The following is a 17,494-nucleotide window of genomic DNA, read 5'->3' on the forward strand; positions in this document are numbered from 1 at the left end:
TCATACCCGTATCAAACTTATGTGCATACGTGAGGTTAGTGTTAAAGTTACAGTTCTTGTTTTATATTACTGATTTCTTATACGTTATAAAGTGTCACATCACAAGGATTTACAAAAATTAACCTTTGCCGGGCTGCTCATCAGCTTAGGCATCATTTACGGTGATATTGGTACATCACCACTCTATGTATTTAAAGCTATAGTGGGGAGGGAACAGATCAATGAGCTTTTAGTACTCGGAGGAGTTTCCTGCATCTTTTGGACGCTTACCCTGCAAACCACACTTAAATATGTAGTAATTACGCTTAAGGCTGATAATAAAGGCGAAGGTGGCATTTTCTCCCTATTCTCGCTGGTGCGGCGGCGCGCCAAATGGCTGATTATACCGGCCGTGGTAGGCGGTTGTGCCCTGCTGGCCGATGGTATTATTACCCCACCTATCACTATATCGTCTGCCATTGAAGGTTTAAAAACCTTTTACCCGAATGAGCCCACCATGTACATTGTAATCGGCATCATTTCGGGGCTGTTTTTTATTCAGCAATTTGGTTCGGCAACGGTAGGTAAAGCTTTTGGGCCTATTATGTTTTTATGGTTTACCATGATGGGCGTACTGGGCATTATGTTTATTGTAAAAATGCCTTATGTAATTAAAGCTTTAAACCCTTATTATGCTTTCAGTTTGCTTACCCACGGCGGCTCAGGTACGGCATCGGCATTCGGTATTTTGGGTGCGGTTTTTTTGTGTACTACAGGTGCCGAAGCTTTGTATTCTGATTTGGGCCATTGCGGGCGCGCCAACATCCGCGTAAGCTGGATTTATGTAAAAACCTGTTTAATTTTAAATTACTTAGGTCAGGCGGTATGGCTGTTGCAGCGCAAAGGGCAAAGCTTGGATTTAAACCAGCATAACCCGTTTTTTGAAATGATGCCAAAAGTGTTTTTGATTTATGGCATTGGTATAGCTACAGTGGCAGCCGTTATTGCTAGCCAGGCGCTCATATCGGGTTCTTACACCCTTATTGCCGAAGCTGTGCGCTTAAACTTGTGGCCTAAAGTAAAAATCAATTACCCCTCAGAACAAAAAGGACAGCTCTATGTGCCCAGTATCAACTGGCTGCTGGCCATTGGTTGTATCGGCGTAGTATTGCTGTTTAAAGAATCGAGCAGAATGGAGGCGGCTTATGGTTTAAGTATCACCATCGCCATGCTCATGACAACCATACTGGTTTCCCGCTTTTTAAAGCGACGCAAAGTGCCCCGTTATTTAATCAACCTGTTTTTGCTGGTTTATATTCTTATTGAAGGCACCTTCCTGTTTGGTAACCTGGGCAAATTTGTTGAGGGCGGCTGGTTTACAGTTACCATTGGCAGCATCTTGTTCTGCATTATGTGGACCTGGCATACCGCCCGTAAAATACGCAACCGCTACGTTAAGTTTGTAGAAGTAGAAGATTACTACGAGATTTTAAAGGAATTGAGTGATGACCAAACGGTGCCCAAATATGCCTCGCAGCTGGTATATTTAACCAGCGCTAACTTCAACTCGGAGGTAGAATCTAAAATCATGTATTCCATCCTGCAAAAGCAGCCCAAGCGTGCGGATGTATACTGGCTGGTGCACGTAGATGTAATGGACGAGCCTTATACCCGCGATTACGAAGTAGATGTATTGGTGCCGGGCAAACTTATCCGTATCGATTTTAAACTGGGCTTTAGGGTGGAGCAGCAAATCAGTATGCTGTTCCGTAAGGTGGTGGAGGATTTGGTGAAAAATGGTGAAATTGACATTACCAGCAAATACGAGTCACTGAACAGACGTAAAATTGTAGGCGATTTCCGCTTTGTAGTCATTGAAAAGGTGATTTCTCGCTCACACCAGCTTTCATTCTATGAAGGAATTGTAATGGACTTTTACGAATATTTGAAGCATTTAAGCATTTCCGAAGAGCGTGGCTTTGGCCTCGACTTGAGCTTCGTAACCGTAGAGAAAGTACCACTAATGCTATCAGATCCGGAGAGCGTAACCATACACCGCATTGTGTAAACGCCGGTTGATACCAACTAAAAAGGCGCTGCAAGTTGCAGCGCCTTTTTAGTTGGTTATTTTTTCTGATGTTACCTTAAGCGGCAGCATAACTTACAATACATATACTTAAGCATATGCAAGCGAGTTGCCATTGTCATGCTGAGACACTCGAAGGTTAATAGCAAAGGCGCACAGGCCATTCCTATGAGCGCCTCTGCTATTAATCTTCGAGTATCACAGGGTGACAGTGGCATTATTATAAGATACAATTAAGAATGACCTGAACTGATACTTACTTAAGCACAGCCCCCTTCGCTATTCCTCAGGAGGACAAACGGAAGAGTAATACTTAAGATAATTCCGCTTTTTCTTTACCCAACACACTGTGTTTGTATCCGTAAGTAGCATAAATTACCAACCCTACTACTAACCAGATCAGGAAACGCAACCAGTTGGTATAACCTAACTCTGTCATTAAATAAAAACAGCTTAACAAGCCCAGAACCGGTATTAACGACAGCTTTTTGATAAAGGCAAGCACCGTTAACGTAGCCGACAAGATGATGAACAAAAAGAAAGGGAAGCGCTCATGAGCGTTCTCGGCTGAAAACAAACCTAACAACGGCTTCCAGAAAATAACGATGCCTGCAATAAACAATACGGGGGCAATCCACTGTGAGTTAATATAAGGGATTTTAAAGCGCCCTGCTTTGCTTTCTTCTTTCGGCAACAGCAATACCCCGCCGCAAACCAGTACAAAAGCAAACAGGGTACCAATACTGGTTAAATCAGTCACCTCGGTTAAGTTCATAAACAAGGCGGGTACAGCTACCACAATACCGGTAACAATAGTAGCGAATGATGGTGTTTGAAATTTAGGGTGAATGCGGGAAAATGCCTTTGGCAGCAAACCATCCCGGCTCATGGCCATCCAAATGCGCGGCTGGCCCAACTGGAAAATCAGTAGTACACTGGCCGTAGCAATAACCGCACTGATGGAAATGATATAACTGATTTTCTTTAAGCCAATGCGCGAGAATACGAAAGCCAGTGGGTCGCCCACCTGTAATTCTTTATAGCTTACCATGCCAGTAAGTACCAGTGCAATAAGTATATATAAAACGGTACAGATGATCAGTGAATAAATCATGCCGCGCGGCAAATCGCGTTGCGGGTTTTCACATTCCTCGGCCGTGGTAGAGATGGCATCAAAACCGATGTAGGCAAAAAACACACCCGATACCCCCTTCATTACGCCGCCAAAACCATTGGGCAAAAACGGATGCCAGTTGGCCGGGGTGATATAAAAGAAGCCCAAACCGATGACAAATAATACAATGGCAATTTTTAACATTACCATAGCGTTGGTGGCCTTCTTGGTTTCGCGTATGCCTATATATACCAGGTAAGTAATAATAATAACGATAGCCAAAGCAGGAATGTTGGCAATGAACTTAAAATTGCCAAAGCCCGGTGCAGTGGCCCAGGCTGAAGCATTGAGTTTAATCTGCTCGGTAATATCTTTCAGATGCCCGCTACGGGCAAGTTCCTGCAATTGGCTGTGGGCCTTGAAGGCTGTAAAGTAATCCATGGTAAGATACCGCGGCACATGTATACGGAAACCTTCCAACAAGTTCACAAAGTAGGTACTCCAGGAAATAGCGACCGCAATATTGCCAATGGCATACTCCATTAATAAATCCCAGCCGATAATCCAGGCAATCAGTTCGCCGAAAGAAGCATACGCATAAGTGTAGGCACTGCCCGCTACCGGTATGCGCGAGGCAAACTCCGCATAACACATGGCCGAAAAGCCGCAGGTAATGGCGGTAAGTACAAACAAGAGTGTTACCCCCGGCCCACCATTGAATGAAGCTTCGCCGATAGTGGAAAATATACCTGCGCCTACCACAGCGGCAATACCCATCAGGGTGAGGTCTTTAACTTTAAGTTCTTTTTTGAGCTGGTTGCCTGAGCCGGAGTGTTCGCCGTCGCTAAAACCGCTGGCCACATCGGCCAAAATTCTATTTACAGACTTTTTGCGGAAGATACTATTCGACATTTAGTTTAAAAATTAGCCTAAACCCCAAACATAGCCAAAAAAAATGAGCTGTAAGTGCTTAAACGCATTATCACATCATCAAAAGCCTGATTATGGAATATTATATGCACTTACTTCTGTAGCTATGCAAATTCTGACTATTTTGCGGTCATGAATACCCGTTTGCTGGATGTGCTGCGCCAAAGCCGGCTGTTTTTTGTGCCCTACCTCGTTGTTTTTATTTGCTGCATTGTTGTTAAGCTGACTTATACACGCCCCGAAATTTATTTTGCCATTAACGCACGGCACAGCAATTGGGAAGATTTCATATTCCCATACGTTACAGAATTAGGAACCGGCTGGATGCTGGTACCTATTGCTATATATTTTTTACTCACCAGTTACCGCAAACTACTGCTGTTTGCAACGGGCTTTGCTTTAAGTGGTATTATTGTGCAGATAGCCAAACGTATTGTACATGCCCCACGCCCCAAAGCTTACTTTGCAGGCCAGCTGGCTAAAATATATTTTGTGAAGGGACAGGTTATTCTGACTAACAATAGCTTTCCTTCCGGGCATACAGTTACAGCTTTTGCGGCAGCTACCGTGCTGTCTTACTTAACGGTTAGTAAACGCTGGGGCTTTATCTTCTTGCTGTTTGCCATGGCAGTAGGTTACTCGCGTATGTATTTGAGCCAGCATTTTCTGGAAGATGTAATGGCCGGCTCCATGATTGGCGTAATGTCTACCGTAATCTGGCTTACCTGGATGGACGGCCGCCCTTTCATGAAAAGCAAAAACTGGAATAAGGGACTACTTAAAAAGTAGTAAAAGAACCAAAATTGCTGTAAATAACGGTGCTTATCACATTAAACTGAATGTAGCTGCGGGTTTGGCTCATTGTAACAGTTTAACAGCAGCGCACGCTGTGCTTCAAACTATTTTATAGCTTTGATGTTGCTAAACACTATTGTTATGAAAATTATTGCCATAGGCCGCAACTATGCCGAGCACGCCAAAGAACTGAACAACCCGGTACCCACTACCCCGGTCATTTTCATGAAACCGGATACCGCATTACTGAAAGATAACAAGCCCTTTTACCATCCCGACTTTTCTGAAGATATTCACCACGAAATTGAACTGGTGCTGAAAATCAGTAAAGAGGGCAAGCACATTGAAGAAAAATTTGCTGCCGACTATTATGATGAGATTGGTTTAGGCGTTGATTTTACCGCACGCGATATCCAGAGCCGCCATAAAGAAAAAGGCTTGCCTTGGGAGCTGGCCAAAGCTTTTGATAACTCTGCCCCTATCGGTACCAAATTCATCCCTAAAAGTGAGTTTGCTGATTTAAACAATATCAACTTCAAATTGGAAGTAAACGGCGAAGTGAAACAAGCCGGCAATACCAAAGATTTGCTGTTCTCATTTGAGCGCATTATCACCTTTGTTTCCAAATACATCACCCTTAAAAAAGGTGACCTCATTTATACCGGTACCCCCGAAGGTGTGGGCAAAGTTAATATTGGCGACCATTTGGTTGGCTACATCGAAGATCAGGAATTACTAAACTTTTATGTGAAGTAATAACTAAACTTTATTCAACATTTTTTGTCATTGCGTGGTACGAAGCAATCTTGTTGTATGTCTGTCAGACAAGTACAGCTACGAGATTGCTTCGTACCTCGCAATGACATTTTATTTATAATATATTGTATATCAACGGCATGCATAAAATCTGGTTTTACATTTTTGCTATTCTATTTATTATTTCTACATCAACATTTGCCCAAGACCGTGTACAAAGCCGCCCCTATCCGCAAACTGATTTCATTAACCCGCTGGAGCTTACGCCATCAACTGCCGGTACTTTTGGCGAATTAAGGCCGAACCACTTTCATGCCGGGCTCGATTTTCGCACCAACCAACGCACCGGCTACCCGGTACATGCCGCCATGTATGGCTATGTATCGCGCATTAAGGTACAGTTGGGTGGCTTTGGCAATGCTGTATACTTAACCCATCCCAATGGTTACACCACTGTATACGGCCACCTGGAGCGCTTTGCCCCCGAATTGTTAAAGGCTTTACGCTATCAGCAAAGCAAAACGGAAAGTTTTGATGCTGATTTCAAATTGCAGCCTTTTCAAATACCGGTGTATAAAGGGCAGGTTATCGCCTGGTCTGGTAATACAGGTGCTTCGGGAGGCCCGCATGTGCATTTCGAGGTACGCGACTCAGCTACTGAAGAAACCATTAATCCGCAATTGTTTAACCTGGCAGTTACCGACCATGTAAAACCTGTTTTATATGGCATGTGCGTTTACCACCTTAACGGGGCACCTTTCAGCGAAAAAACGTTTCGTGAAATGAATGGACTGACGGGCGCTAACGGTACTTACCACCTGGCCGGCAATCCCACCCTGCAACTTAGTGGCAGCATCGGTTTCGGCATTATAGCCAATGACATGAATAGTACCTCGGCCAACCGTAATGGCGTATATTCGGTGCAACTCAACATGGATGGCAAAACGGTATTCACTTACGCCGTAGAGCGCTTTGCATTTGATCAAACACATGCCATTAATGCATTAGTTGATTATCCGCAGCAGGTATTAACCCACAGGTTCATACAAAAATCATTCATTTTGCCCGGCAGTAATATCACACTGTACCCACAGTCGGTAAACCGTGGTGTAATAGATTTCAGAGATACTGCAGTACATCAGATGGAGTATGTGGTAAAAGATGTGGCCGGCAATACCTCCACTCTTACCTTCAATGTACAATCCTCTATCCCGAAGGATAACCCTATTTATAGGCCAACCGGTTACTTAATGCACTATAACCAGGTAAATGAATTTACATCGGATAACCTGAAAGTGGTTATCCCGGCCGGGAACCTGTATGATGACCTTGATTTCCAGTTTAGCAAACAGCCGCGCCGTTCAGGCATGTATTCGTCTATCTACCGCTTGCACAACAAATTAACACCCATACATGACGGTTTTCAGGTATGGATTAAGCCTGAGATTGATTTTGGCTCTTATGCTGATAAGGCCATGATCATCGCCTCCAACGGCGGCACCGATGGTAACGTTTATGAGGATGGCTACATTAAAGCCACCGCACATGCCTTCGGCGACTTTTATATTAAACTGGATACCATACCTCCTGTAATTACCCCGGTTAATATCCGTAACGGCAGCAACCTGCGCACAGCAAAAACTATTGCCGTGCGTATGAGCGATAACCTGTCGGGCATTAAAACCTGGAAGGGCAAAATTGATGGCAAATGGGTACTGATGGAATGGACTTACCACAACCGCATACCCAAGTACACTTTTGATAGTAGTATAGCACCCGGCAAGCATACTTTTGAATTTACAGCTACCGATTTTAAAAACAATACCTCTACCTTTACAGCCGAATTTTACCGTTAACAATTAACACCTATGGCTATTATTGCAGAAGGCGACAAAGCGCCTGCCTTTACCGCTACCGACCAAAACGGCAAAACCGTTTCGCTGGCTGACTATTTGGGCAAATTCGTGATCCTGTATTTTTATCCCAAAGATGATACACCCGGCTGCACGGCCCAGGCCTGCAACCTGCGCGATAATTATGAAGCGCTAACTGCCCAGGGCTACGAAGTAATTGGTGTAAGCACCGATAGCGAAAAATCGCACAAAAAATTCGAAAGCAAATACCAGCTGCCCTTCACCCTGATTGCCGATACCGATAAAGTTATGAATGAGGCTTACGGTGTGTGGAAAGAAAAGAACATGTATGGAAAAAAATATATGGGTACCGCACGCACTACCTTTATCATTAACCCTGAGGGCACAATTACCCATATTATTAATAAAGTAGATACACAAAACGCCACAGCACAGGTACTTGACCTGCTGAAGGGTTAAACCGGGTATCAACATTTTTAGTAACTTCGCCCTGTAATACGGGCTATTTACACTTTCAGGATATTATAATGGAAACTACAGAAACAATTACCCACACTACCAACATAACCGAGTTGGAGGCCATTGCTTCACAGGTGCGCAGGGATGTGGTACGTATGGTTCATGGCTGCCAAAGCGGTCACCCGGGCGGCTCATTGGGTTGTACGGATTATTTGGTGGCGCTGTATTTTGCCATCATGCAACATACTCCCCAGCCTTTTGATATGGATGGTGTGGGTCAGGATTTATTCTTCTTATCTAACGGACATATTTCGCCGGTACTGTACTCTGTACTGGCACGCAGCGGTTATTTTGATGCTGCGGAACTGGCTACCTTTCGTAAACTCAATTCACGTTTACAAGGCCACCCTACCACGCATGAGCATCTGCCGGGCGTACGTGTAGCTTCAGGCTCACTGGGTCAGGGCTTATCGGTAGCTATCGGTGCCGCCTTATCTAAAAAACTTAATGGCGACAACCGCATTGTTTACTCATTGCATGGCGATGGCGAACTGCAGGAAGGCCAGATTTGGGAAGCCGCCATGTTTGCTCCGCACCATAAAGTAGATAACCTGATTGCTACTGTGGATTACAATGGCCAGCAAATTGACGGACCTACCAGTTTAGTACTTTCCCTGGGCGATTTAGCTGCCAAATGGCGTGCCTTCGGCTGGGAAGTAATGGAAGTAGCCAAAGGTAACGATATGGCTACCGTAGTTGAAGCTTTAAATGAGGCCAAAACTAAAACCGGACAAGGCAAACCCATTGTAATTTTGATGAAGACTGATATGGGCGCCGGGGTTGATTTTATGATGGGCAGCCACAAATGGCATGGCGTAGCGCCAAATGATGCCCAACTGGAAACTGCCTTAAACCAATTAAAAGAAACCCTGGGGGATTATTAATGAGTTGATTGGGGCATTGGTTCATTAGGCAAAGCAGATTACTAATGCCCAATGAACTAATGCCCCAATGAACCAATGAACTACGAAACAACATGACCAAATATACTTACACTGATAAAAAAGATACCCGCTCGGGCTTTGGTGCCGGACTGTTGGAGGCCGGTAAGCGCAATGATAAGGTAGTGGCTTTATGTGCCGACCTGATAGGTTCGCTTAAAATGCAGGACTTTATCAATAACTTTCCGGAGCGTTTTGTACAGGTAGGCATTGCCGAGGCTAATATGATTGGCATTGCGGCGGGCTTAACCATTGGCGGGCATATTCCATTCACTGGTACTTTCGCCAACTTCTCTACCGGCCGGGTGTACGATCAAATTCGCCAGTCGGTAGCATATTCAGGTAAAAACGTAAAAATTTGTGCATCGCACGCCGGCTTAACCCTGGGCGAAGATGGCGCAACCCACCAGATACTGGAAGACATTGGTTTAATGAAGATGTTACCGGGGATGACGGTGATCAACCCATGCGATTATAATCAAACTAAGGCTGCTACATTAGCTATTGCCGAATATGAAGGCCCGGTTTACCTGCGCTTTGGCCGCCCTGTGGTGCCTGTTTTCACCCCTGCCGACCAGAAGTTTGAAATTGGTAAGGCCTGGATGGTAAGCGAAGGTACTGATGTATCCATCTTTGCTACCGGCCACCTGGTTTGGGAAGCCATACAGGCCGCTGAGCAACTGGAAGCCGAAGGTGTCAGCGCCGAAGTGGTGAACATACACACCATTAAACCACTGGATGCAGAAGCCGTGCTGGCCTCAGTAGCTAAAACAAAATGTGTAGTTACGGCCGAGGAGCACAACCGTTTGGGCGGTCTGGGCGATTCTATTGCACAATTGCTGGCTACCCACAACCCTACTCCGCAGGAGTTTGTAGCCGTGAACGATTCCTTCGGCGAATCGGGCACGCCAGAACAATTGATGGAAAAATATGGTTTAAATGCTAAAAGCATTGTGGCTGCTGCCAAAAAAGCAATGCAGCGTAAAGGATAACAGCCCGTAATTATTAATTTTATCAAATGCCTACACATCCGGATGATGCAGAAATTTTAAGCAAGTTTCAGGACGAACGTACCCGTAACGAAGCTTTTAATTTACTGCTGAAAAAATATCAGCAAAAAATATACTGGCACGTGCGCCGTATGGTAATAGACCATGACGATGCCGATGACATTGTACAGGATGTATTTGTGAAAATATGGAAAAGCCTGGGCGGGTTCAGAAATGATGCCCAGCTGTATACCTGGATGTACCGCATTGCCACCAACGAGTGCATTACTTTTCTGAACAAAAAGAAACAGAAAAACAATGTATCACTTGATGAGGTGAGCTATGACCTGGCCGATACCCTTGCAGATTCTACTTACTTTAACGGCGACCAGGCCCAATATAAATTGCAACAGGCATTGCTCACCCTGCCCGAAAAACAACGGTTGGTTTTCAACATGAAATATTTTGATGATATGAAGTATGAAGAAATTTCTGACGTTTTGGGAACGAGTGTTGGTGCATTAAAAGCTTCTTTTCACTTGGCAGTCAAAAAGATAGAGGCTTTTTTATTAGCTAAGGATTAATTTTAAAAAAGATGTTAAACCTTTTTGCTTAAATTCATCTAACGTATATTATGACAAGCGATAAAGAGAAAAACGAGTATCCGGGCGAAGAAATGTCATCTGAACGGTTCAATCCAAACAACCCGTTTAGTGTGCCATCCGGTTATTTTGATGAACTGGATCAGCGCATAATGTCATCTGTGTTTTTAAATGAGTTAAAAGAGCGAACGTTAGAAGAAGGCTTTACTTTACCCGAAGGTTATTTTGAGGCATCTGCCGACCAAATTAACAGCCGTATACATATAGAAGAATTAGCAGCCAGCGATGCCGAGAGCTTTACTGTACCGGGCGATGATTATTTCAGTCGCCTGCAGCAGCAAATTACCAGTCGCATAGCTATAGAAGAAATGGCTCCTGCCGCTGAGGAAGCAGCTTTTGCCGTACCTGAAGGTTATTTCGATACGTTAAATAAAAGCATTTTAAATAAAACTGTAAACCAAGATATGGTAATGCGGAAAGGCATTATCCGTAAGCTGGTAAGTACAGCGGCGTTTAAATATGCCTCGGCTGCCTGTTTTGCTTTAATTATAGGTGCAGGTATTTTTCTGGCACAAAGTAACAGCAGTTCAACTACATCGCACGCCACTACTTATTTACATAAGGAACTGGCTGAAATACCGGCTGATGACATTGAAAGCTATCTGGAAACCCATATGGACCCAAGTGATGTACAGCGTACAATAAACGCAGAAGGAGCTTCTGTAGATTATAATGCACTGGATAAATCATTGAACGAAAGTCCGGCTAAAAATTAAAGCTAATGAAACGAGTTGCTAAATATTTGCTGATCATGGCGTTGACGTTTACCGGCGCTACTGCTTTTGCGCAATCATTTCGCGATAGCCGCTCAGACGGCCGGATGTATAATAACCGCTCGGCCGGCGTTAACCGCATTGAAGCAACGAAGGAAAACTATATTTTATCTCAGCTTAACCTCTCGCCCGACGAGGCCGACCGCTTTTTGCCGGTGTACCGCCAGTACCAGCAGGAACTGGTGAGCATTCGCCGCCAGAAGCGCCGCAACAATTCGAGTGAGCAGAGCAATGGTACCGAGCAAATTAACCGCGAAATGCAGTTCAACCAGCAGTTATATGAGGTAAAAAGACGATATAATACGGAGTTTTTAAAAATACTCTCGCCTCAAAAAGTGAGCGTATTATATAAAAGCGAAAAGCAGTTCAATGATGAACTGATACGGCAGATGGGCGAACGCCGCGGCGAACCCGATTAAATGATATTTTTTCTATTCTAACATAAGGCTTACTTTAATCAGGTAAGCCTTTTTTATTTTTGCAATATGTTAACCCTGCGCCAGCTCTTTTTAAATAACAACGCCCAAACTACCAACTTCCCTTTATTATTGGAGTTTGAGCGGGCCGAAGGTATTTACCTGTACAATGCCGAAGGCCGTGCATTTATGGATTTAATTTCGGGCATTGGCGTCAGTTCTATCGGCCATGGCAACCCGCAGGTAAAAGAAGCCATAAAGCAGCAGGTAGATAAATACATGCACCTGATGGTGTACGGCGAATATGTGCAAACACCGCAGGTGCGCTTTGCCGAAAAGCTGGTGAGTGTGCTACCGGAGCAGCTGCAATCTGTATACTTTGTCAACTCAGGCGCTGAAGCGTTAGAGGGTGCCTTAAAGCTTGCTAAACGCTATACCGGGCGGCAGGAAATTGTGGCTTTTCACAACTCTTACCATGGCAGTACCCAAGGCGCTTTAAGCGTAATGGGAAACGAGGAGTTCAAACAAGCTTATCGCCCGTTATTGCCGGGTGTAAAATTTATTCAATTTAACAATCCAGAAGATCTGGCACAAATTACATCAGCCACTGCCTGTGTTATTGTAGAAACCATTCAGGGCGAAGCCGGCATTCGTGTTCCGGATGTGGAGTACATGAAAGCCCTGCGCGATAAATGCACCGAAACCGGTACTTTATTAATATTAGATGAAATTCAGGCAGCATTTGGCCGTACCGGTAAACTGTTTGCCTTTGAGCACTATGGCATCGAGCCTGATATTTTACTGTTGGCCAAAGCCTTGGGAGGCGGTATGCCTATCGGTGCCTTTGTGGCATCGAACGAAGTGATGTCGGTGTTAAAAGAAAATCCAATTTTGGGTCATATCACCACTTTCGGGGGGCATCCGGTAAGTTGCGCTGCCGGATTGGCTGCATTAAAGGTTTTGTTAAATGATGATTTGGTAAGCAGTGTGGCTGAGAAGGAAGCTTTATTCAGGCAACAGCTTACTCATCCGGCTATTAAGCAAATCAGGGGCAAAGGCCTCATGCTGGCCATGGAACTGGAAAGCTTCGAATTTAACAAGAAGGTAATTGACCGCTGTATTGAAAATGGTGTAATTACCGATTGGTTTTTGCATTGCAGCAATTCCATGCGCATCGCTCCTCCCTTGATTATCACCCCTGAGGAAATTACAAAAGCTTGTGATGTAATTACAGAAGCAATATCGTTTTATTCATAATATCTGTCAATTATACATTAATTTAGGTAGAAGTTAACGCAACGGTTATTTTTTTAATACATTAGTTTCTTGAACATCAATTATATAAACGATGCTAAGAAGAAACTTTATTAAACTTTCGGGCGCTACGTTTGCAGCCTTAGTGTATAGCAAACTTACCTATGCCGGTGCCGGTCAGCAGTCATTGATCAACCACCCAGACGAAGTTTGGGCTCAGTTGAACAGCAATTGGGTAAAACTCACTAAAAGCAACGGCTCAACCTTTAGCTATCGCGATGTTCAGGTAACTATAAAGCCAAATCAAAACACACAAGCCGTTTATGTAAACGCCCCTAATGTAGAGTTAGAAGCCATCAGGTTAAGATGGAAATACAATACTGCAGGCTTTACGCAAATGTTAGGCGACCATTGGGAGCGCAGTTACGGCGACCTGGCCTGGAAAGCACCGGAACCTGACATTAAAAACCCGTGGTATATGCTGCTGCACGACCAGCAACACACGGCCTGCTTTGGTGTAAAAACAGGCGCCAGTACCTTGTGCTGGTGGGCGGTTAAAGATAATGGCATTGAACTTACTTTAGATACCCATTCGGGCGGTGTTGGCGTAAAGTTGGGGCAGCGCCAGTTACATGCAGCCGATATTGTTACGATGTTAAGCCACGCCGGCGAGAAACCTTTTGCTACCGATACCCGCTTTTGCAAACTGATGTGCCCTAAGCCACGCCTGCCCAAGCAGCCGGTTTATGGCATTAATGATTGGTATGCCGTGTATGGCAACAACTCTTTCAAAAGCATTCAGGAACAAACCGCTTTTATGGCTCAGTTGGTTACTGATACGCATAACCGGCCATTCTCTGTAGTGGACGACGGTTGGGAACAACCAGATGATTTTTCGAAGCCGAATGATAAGTTTAAAGATATGCACAGCATGGCCGAAGAAATCAAAAAATCAGGTATGCGCCCCGGTTTATGGACCCGCCCGCTGATTGCCAAGAAAACGGATAGCCCAAATCTGCTTGCGCCTAAAATTAAAGGGCGTAACCAGGATGGCGGAGAACTGATTTTAGACCCCACCCTACCTGAAACCATTGAACGCGTTAAATACAATATGCGTACTTACCAGCAATGGGGTTACGAAATGGTGAAACACGATTACAGTAGCTATGACATTTTTGGCCGATGGGGTTCGCAAATGAAAAACGAATTTACTACGCCAGGCTGGAAATATTATGATCAAACAAAAACCAACGCCGAAATCATTAATCACTTGTACCGCTCCATCAGGGAGTCGGCCGGAGATATGTATATTATTGGCTGTAATACCGTTAGTCATCTTTCGGCCGGGTTATTTGAATTGAATCGAACCGGCGATGATACCAGTGGTAAAGAATGGGCGCGCACCAAAAAAATGGGCGTAAATACTTTAGGCTTCAGGTTACCGCAGCACAATACCTTTTATGCAGCCGATGGTGATTGTGTAGGCCTTACCAAAGATGTACCTTGGAATAAAAACCGCCAGTGGCTTCAACTACTGGCCGAAAGCGGCGCTCCATTGTTCATTTCGGCGGAGCTCGACTTTATGGGCGCTGAACAAAAAGCTGCTGTGAAACAAGCATTTGCCCAGGCCGCTAAAGTACAGCCTACCGGCGAACCACTGGACTGGATGAGCAACCCCTACCCGGCCCATTGGCGTTTAAACAACCGTGATGTTACCTTTAATTGGGATTGATAGTTAACCCGTTGTAAATGCACTTAGCAATAATTGCATCCAAGCATTTTAACTAAAAGAATAGTACTTAAGTACATACACAAAGGGAGCTTGATTTTCAATCAATGCTCCCTTTTCATTTTACCGGCAAATGTCCGATCATCAGGTAGTCACACATCGTCATAATCATTTCAAATTGATAACGTTTAAGTATATTCAGTAACATTTTGGTACACTTTGTGCCATATATGGAGCAATATTAATAATAAGATGCGAAAACAGGCTTCAGCCCTGTATCCCGCCGAAGGCTGCCTATTTTAGTATCCATACAGGTATAGCTTTTTTACGACATCTTCCAGTTATTAGTACACAAAGAGTACGCGAACCATATTTGCCGTTAAGGAGATTTTAATTAAAAATGAAAATAGCATATCTATCAACTTATCCACCGCGTGAATGCGGACTGGCTACATTCAATCAAAATTTAATGCGTGCCATAAACGCTAATTTTCCAAACCAGAAATCGTTGTTGGAAAACGGCTATGTGGTTGCCATGAATGACTCAGACGATGCAGACCAGTATGAGTACCCGGAAGAAGTTAAATATGTTATTCGCCAAAACCATCAGAAAGATTACATCCGCGCAGCTAACTTCATTAATACCAGCGATGCCGATGCGGTGATTATGGAGCATGAGTTTGGCATTTACGGTGGCGAAAGCGGAATATATGTGCTCCCACTGATTAACAGGCTGGAGAAACCACTGATCTCTATTCTGCATACCATTTTGCGTGAGCCCAGCTATGTACAGCGCATTATCATCCGCGAAATTGCAGAGCAATCTTCAAAAATTGTGGTGATGAGCCAGCGTGCCGTTGAGTTCCTGACCACTATTTACGATATACCTGCCGAGAAAATACAGATTATTGAGCACGGTGTGCCGGACTTGGAAGCGCCTGTTAACAACCCGGTAAAAAACATTTCGGCTTTTAAAAATCACCGTGTAATGCTCACTTTCGGTTTATTGAGCCGCAACAAAGGTTTAGAAACTGTAGTTAAAGCTCTACCTAAAATTGTAGCCAAACACCCCGATGTGATGTACGTGGTATTGGGCAACACCCACCCAGGTGTGGTTAAACATTCGGGCGAAGAATACCGTGATTACCTTAAAAGTTTAGCGGCGCAGCTTAAAGTATCCAACAATATCACTTTCATCAATAAATTTGTTGAAGAAAACGAACTGATTAATTACCTGACTGCCTGCGATGTATATGTGACCCCATATTTAAATGAGGCGCAAATTACCAGCGGTACCTTATCTTACGCGGTAGGTGCAGGTGCAGCTGTGGTTTCAACCCCGTACTGGCATGCTACCGAGCTATTAGCTCACAACCGTGGCCGCTTGTTTGATTTCAAAGACTCAGACGGCCTCGCTGAAGTTATCAATGAATTGTTTGATAATGCCGATGTAATGAACACGCTGAAAAGCAATGCTTATGAATACGGCCTCAATTTACGTTGGCCCCGCATTGGCAACCAGTTTATTAAGGTAGCCAGCGAAGCCCACAGTGTACATGATTTTAGCGATAAAATATTGCGTAACAGCATTGTTGACCCCGAAATAATGCCCACTTTCAGCTTGGCGCACGTATTACGTTTAACTGATGATACCGGTATTGTACAACACGCTAAATACGGCATCCCTAACCTGAAAGAAGGCTACTGTTTAGATGATAACTCACGTGCATTGGTAATGGCCCTGATGGCCTACCAACGCAATAAAAGCCAGGAAGCATTTGATTTGCTGCCCATTTACCTGAGCTACATTCATTACATGCAGCGCGAGGATGGTAACTTCCGTAATTTCCTGAGCTTTGACCGCCGCTATTTGGACGAAGTAGGCTCTGAAGATTCATTCGGACGCACCGTTTGGGCATTAGGCCACCTGATTGGCTGTGCCGCCAGCAACTCTTATCAGGAGTTTGCCATGGAACTGTTCCAGCGCTCTATTCCTCACTTTAAAGATTTAAAATATATCCGTGGAATGGCCAACACCATTATTGGCGTGGCCCTGTACCTGAAAGCGCATCCCGGCGATGAAGGAATGGTAAGAGAACTCATTAACTTAACTACTCCGCTGGTAAAAGCTTATGAGGAAACTGCTACACCGGATTGGCAATGGTTTGAAGAAGGCATGACGTATGATAACGCCATTCTGCCCCTGGCCTTGCTGCACTCTTCGCAAATAACCGGCGATGAACGGGTGAAAGAAATTGCTTTAACTACCATGGGCTTTTTAGACCAGCTCACCTTATCAAATGGCTACCTGAGCCCGGTGGGTAATGATGGCTGGTATTACCGTGGTGGTACCTTCCCTACCTTTGATCAGCAGGCGATTGAAACCATGGCGATGGTACTAATGCACTTCCAGGCTTATGAAACATTCCGTCAGCCGGAGTACATTGAAAAAATGTTTTTAAGCTACAAATGGTTCCTGGGTGATAATACCCTGCGTGCGCCATTGTATGACCACGAAACCAAAGGTTGCTGCGACGGCCTGCTTCCTACCGGTATCAACCGTAACCAGGGCGCCGAAAGTACGTTGGCTTATTTAATATCGCATTTAACTGTATTAAAAGCTTTTGAGCTGGAGTACGAGTACAAAAAGTTTTCAAAAAGCCTGGAAGTTTGCTAA

General features: G+C 44.4%; 14 protein-coding genes. 13 read left to right on the top strand and 1 reads right to left on the bottom strand.

Translation table 11 applies throughout. The features are described from left to right. Positions 1 to 91: 91 nt before the first annotated feature. Entirely contained in the window at positions 92 to 2,047 is a 1,956-nt protein-coding gene (locus tag ACYVNW_RS09020; RefSeq protein ID WP_460679526.1) for a KUP/HAK/KT family potassium transporter, read from the top strand. A gap of 331 nt (positions 2,048 to 2,378) precedes the next feature. Here the strand turns inward: ACYVNW_RS09020 and ACYVNW_RS09025 are convergent, their stop codons facing one another. After that, on the bottom strand, positions 2,379 to 4,091 hold the full coding sequence (locus ACYVNW_RS09025; protein ID WP_460679527.1) for an amino acid permease: 1,713 nt from the start codon (positions 4,089 to 4,091) through the stop codon (positions 2,379 to 2,381). Between the two features lie 150 nt (positions 4,092 to 4,241). Here ACYVNW_RS09025 and ACYVNW_RS09030 point away from each other — a divergent pair, with 150 nt between their 5' ends. From ACYVNW_RS09030 to ACYVNW_RS09085, 12 genes are all read left to right on the top strand, one after another. Then, entirely contained in the window at positions 4,242 to 4,898 is a 657-nt protein-coding gene (locus ACYVNW_RS09030) for a phosphatase PAP2 family protein (RefSeq protein WP_460679528.1), read from the top strand. Positions 4,899 to 5,045: 147 nt separating this feature from the next. Next, positions 5,046 to 5,660, top strand: a complete 615-nt coding sequence (locus ACYVNW_RS09035) for a fumarylacetoacetate hydrolase family protein (RefSeq protein WP_460679529.1) — start codon at positions 5,046 to 5,048, stop codon at positions 5,658 to 5,660. Positions 5,661 to 5,800: 140 nt separating this feature from the next. Further along, positions 5,801 to 7,516 carry a M23 family metallopeptidase gene (locus ACYVNW_RS09040; protein WP_460679530.1) on the top strand — a complete coding sequence of 572 codons (1,716 nt, stop codon included), beginning with the start codon at positions 5,801 to 5,803 and terminating at the stop codon, positions 7,514 to 7,516. A gap of 12 nt (positions 7,517 to 7,528) precedes the next feature. After that, entirely contained in the window at positions 7,529 to 7,993 is a 465-nt protein-coding gene (gene bcp / locus ACYVNW_RS09045) for a thioredoxin-dependent thiol peroxidase (RefSeq protein WP_460679531.1), read from the top strand. A 68-nt stretch (positions 7,994 to 8,061) separates the two neighbouring features. Continuing rightward, the gene (locus tag ACYVNW_RS09050) at positions 8,062 to 8,937 is read left to right on the top strand and encodes a transketolase (protein ID WP_460679532.1); all 876 of its coding nucleotides are present in this window, start codon (positions 8,062 to 8,064) and stop codon (positions 8,935 to 8,937) included. Between the two features lie 92 nt (positions 8,938 to 9,029). Next, positions 9,030 to 9,986, top strand: coding sequence for a transketolase family protein (locus ACYVNW_RS09055; RefSeq protein ID WP_460679533.1), 957 nt, complete (start codon positions 9,030 to 9,032; stop codon positions 9,984 to 9,986). A gap of 26 nt (positions 9,987 to 10,012) precedes the next feature. Then, positions 10,013 to 10,567, top strand: coding sequence for an RNA polymerase sigma factor (locus ACYVNW_RS09060; RefSeq protein WP_460679534.1), 555 nt, complete (start codon positions 10,013 to 10,015; stop codon positions 10,565 to 10,567). A gap of 50 nt (positions 10,568 to 10,617) precedes the next feature. Beyond that, positions 10,618 to 11,361 (top strand): hypothetical protein, encoded by a 744-nt coding sequence (locus ACYVNW_RS09065; RefSeq protein ID WP_460679535.1) that lies wholly within the window; start codon positions 10,618 to 10,620, stop codon positions 11,359 to 11,361. Between the two features lie 5 nt (positions 11,362 to 11,366). After that, positions 11,367 to 11,837: a hypothetical protein gene (locus tag ACYVNW_RS09070; RefSeq protein ID WP_460679536.1), complete on the top strand. Its 471-nt coding sequence runs from the start codon at positions 11,367 to 11,369 to the stop codon at positions 11,835 to 11,837. A gap of 66 nt (positions 11,838 to 11,903) precedes the next feature. Beyond that, complete coding sequence (locus ACYVNW_RS09075; RefSeq protein WP_460679537.1) at positions 11,904 to 13,091, top strand: aspartate aminotransferase family protein; 1,188 nt, start codon at positions 11,904 to 11,906, stop codon at positions 13,089 to 13,091. A 91-nt stretch (positions 13,092 to 13,182) separates the two neighbouring features. Further along, positions 13,183 to 14,820, top strand: coding sequence for an alpha-amylase family protein (locus tag ACYVNW_RS09080; protein ID WP_460679538.1), 1,638 nt, complete (start codon positions 13,183 to 13,185; stop codon positions 14,818 to 14,820). A 397-nt stretch (positions 14,821 to 15,217) separates the two neighbouring features. After that, positions 15,218 to 17,494 carry a glycosyltransferase family 4 protein gene (locus tag ACYVNW_RS09085; protein ID WP_460679539.1) on the top strand — a complete coding sequence of 759 codons (2,277 nt, stop codon included), beginning with the start codon at positions 15,218 to 15,220 and terminating at the stop codon, positions 17,492 to 17,494.

This window comes from Mucilaginibacter koreensis (genome assembly GCF_054783355.1).

Excerpts from the sequence above, each read along its gene's own strand:
- ACYVNW_RS09050 (WP_460679532.1), top strand. The coding sequence starts at position 8,062 with ATGGAAACTACAGAAACAATTACCCACACTACCAACATAACCGAGTTG.
- ACYVNW_RS09040 (WP_460679530.1), top strand. The coding sequence starts at position 5,801 with ATGCATAAAATCTGGTTTTACATTTTTGCTATTCTATTTATTATTTCT.
- ACYVNW_RS09065 (WP_460679535.1), top strand. The coding sequence starts at position 10,618 with ATGACAAGCGATAAAGAGAAAAACGAGTATCCGGGCGAAGAAATGTCA.
- ACYVNW_RS09030 (WP_460679528.1), top strand. The coding sequence starts at position 4,242 with ATGAATACCCGTTTGCTGGATGTGCTGCGCCAAAGCCGGCTGTTTTTT.
- ACYVNW_RS09070 (WP_460679536.1), top strand. The coding sequence starts at position 11,367 with ATGAAACGAGTTGCTAAATATTTGCTGATCATGGCGTTGACGTTTACC.
- ACYVNW_RS09055 (WP_460679533.1), top strand. The coding sequence starts at position 9,030 with ATGACCAAATATACTTACACTGATAAAAAAGATACCCGCTCGGGCTTT.
- ACYVNW_RS09080 (WP_460679538.1), top strand. The coding sequence starts at position 13,183 with ATGCTAAGAAGAAACTTTATTAAACTTTCGGGCGCTACGTTTGCAGCC.
- ACYVNW_RS09085 (WP_460679539.1), top strand. The coding sequence starts at position 15,218 with ATGAAAATAGCATATCTATCAACTTATCCACCGCGTGAATGCGGACTG.
- ACYVNW_RS09035 (WP_460679529.1), top strand. The coding sequence starts at position 5,046 with ATGAAAATTATTGCCATAGGCCGCAACTATGCCGAGCACGCCAAAGAA.
- ACYVNW_RS09025 (WP_460679527.1), bottom strand. The coding sequence starts at position 4,091 with ATGTCGAATAGTATCTTCCGCAAAAAGTCTGTAAATAGAATTTTGGCC.
- ACYVNW_RS09060 (WP_460679534.1), top strand. The coding sequence starts at position 10,013 with ATGCCTACACATCCGGATGATGCAGAAATTTTAAGCAAGTTTCAGGAC.
- bcp (WP_460679531.1), top strand. The coding sequence starts at position 7,529 with ATGGCTATTATTGCAGAAGGCGACAAAGCGCCTGCCTTTACCGCTACC.
- ACYVNW_RS09075 (WP_460679537.1), top strand. The coding sequence starts at position 11,904 with ATGTTAACCCTGCGCCAGCTCTTTTTAAATAACAACGCCCAAACTACC.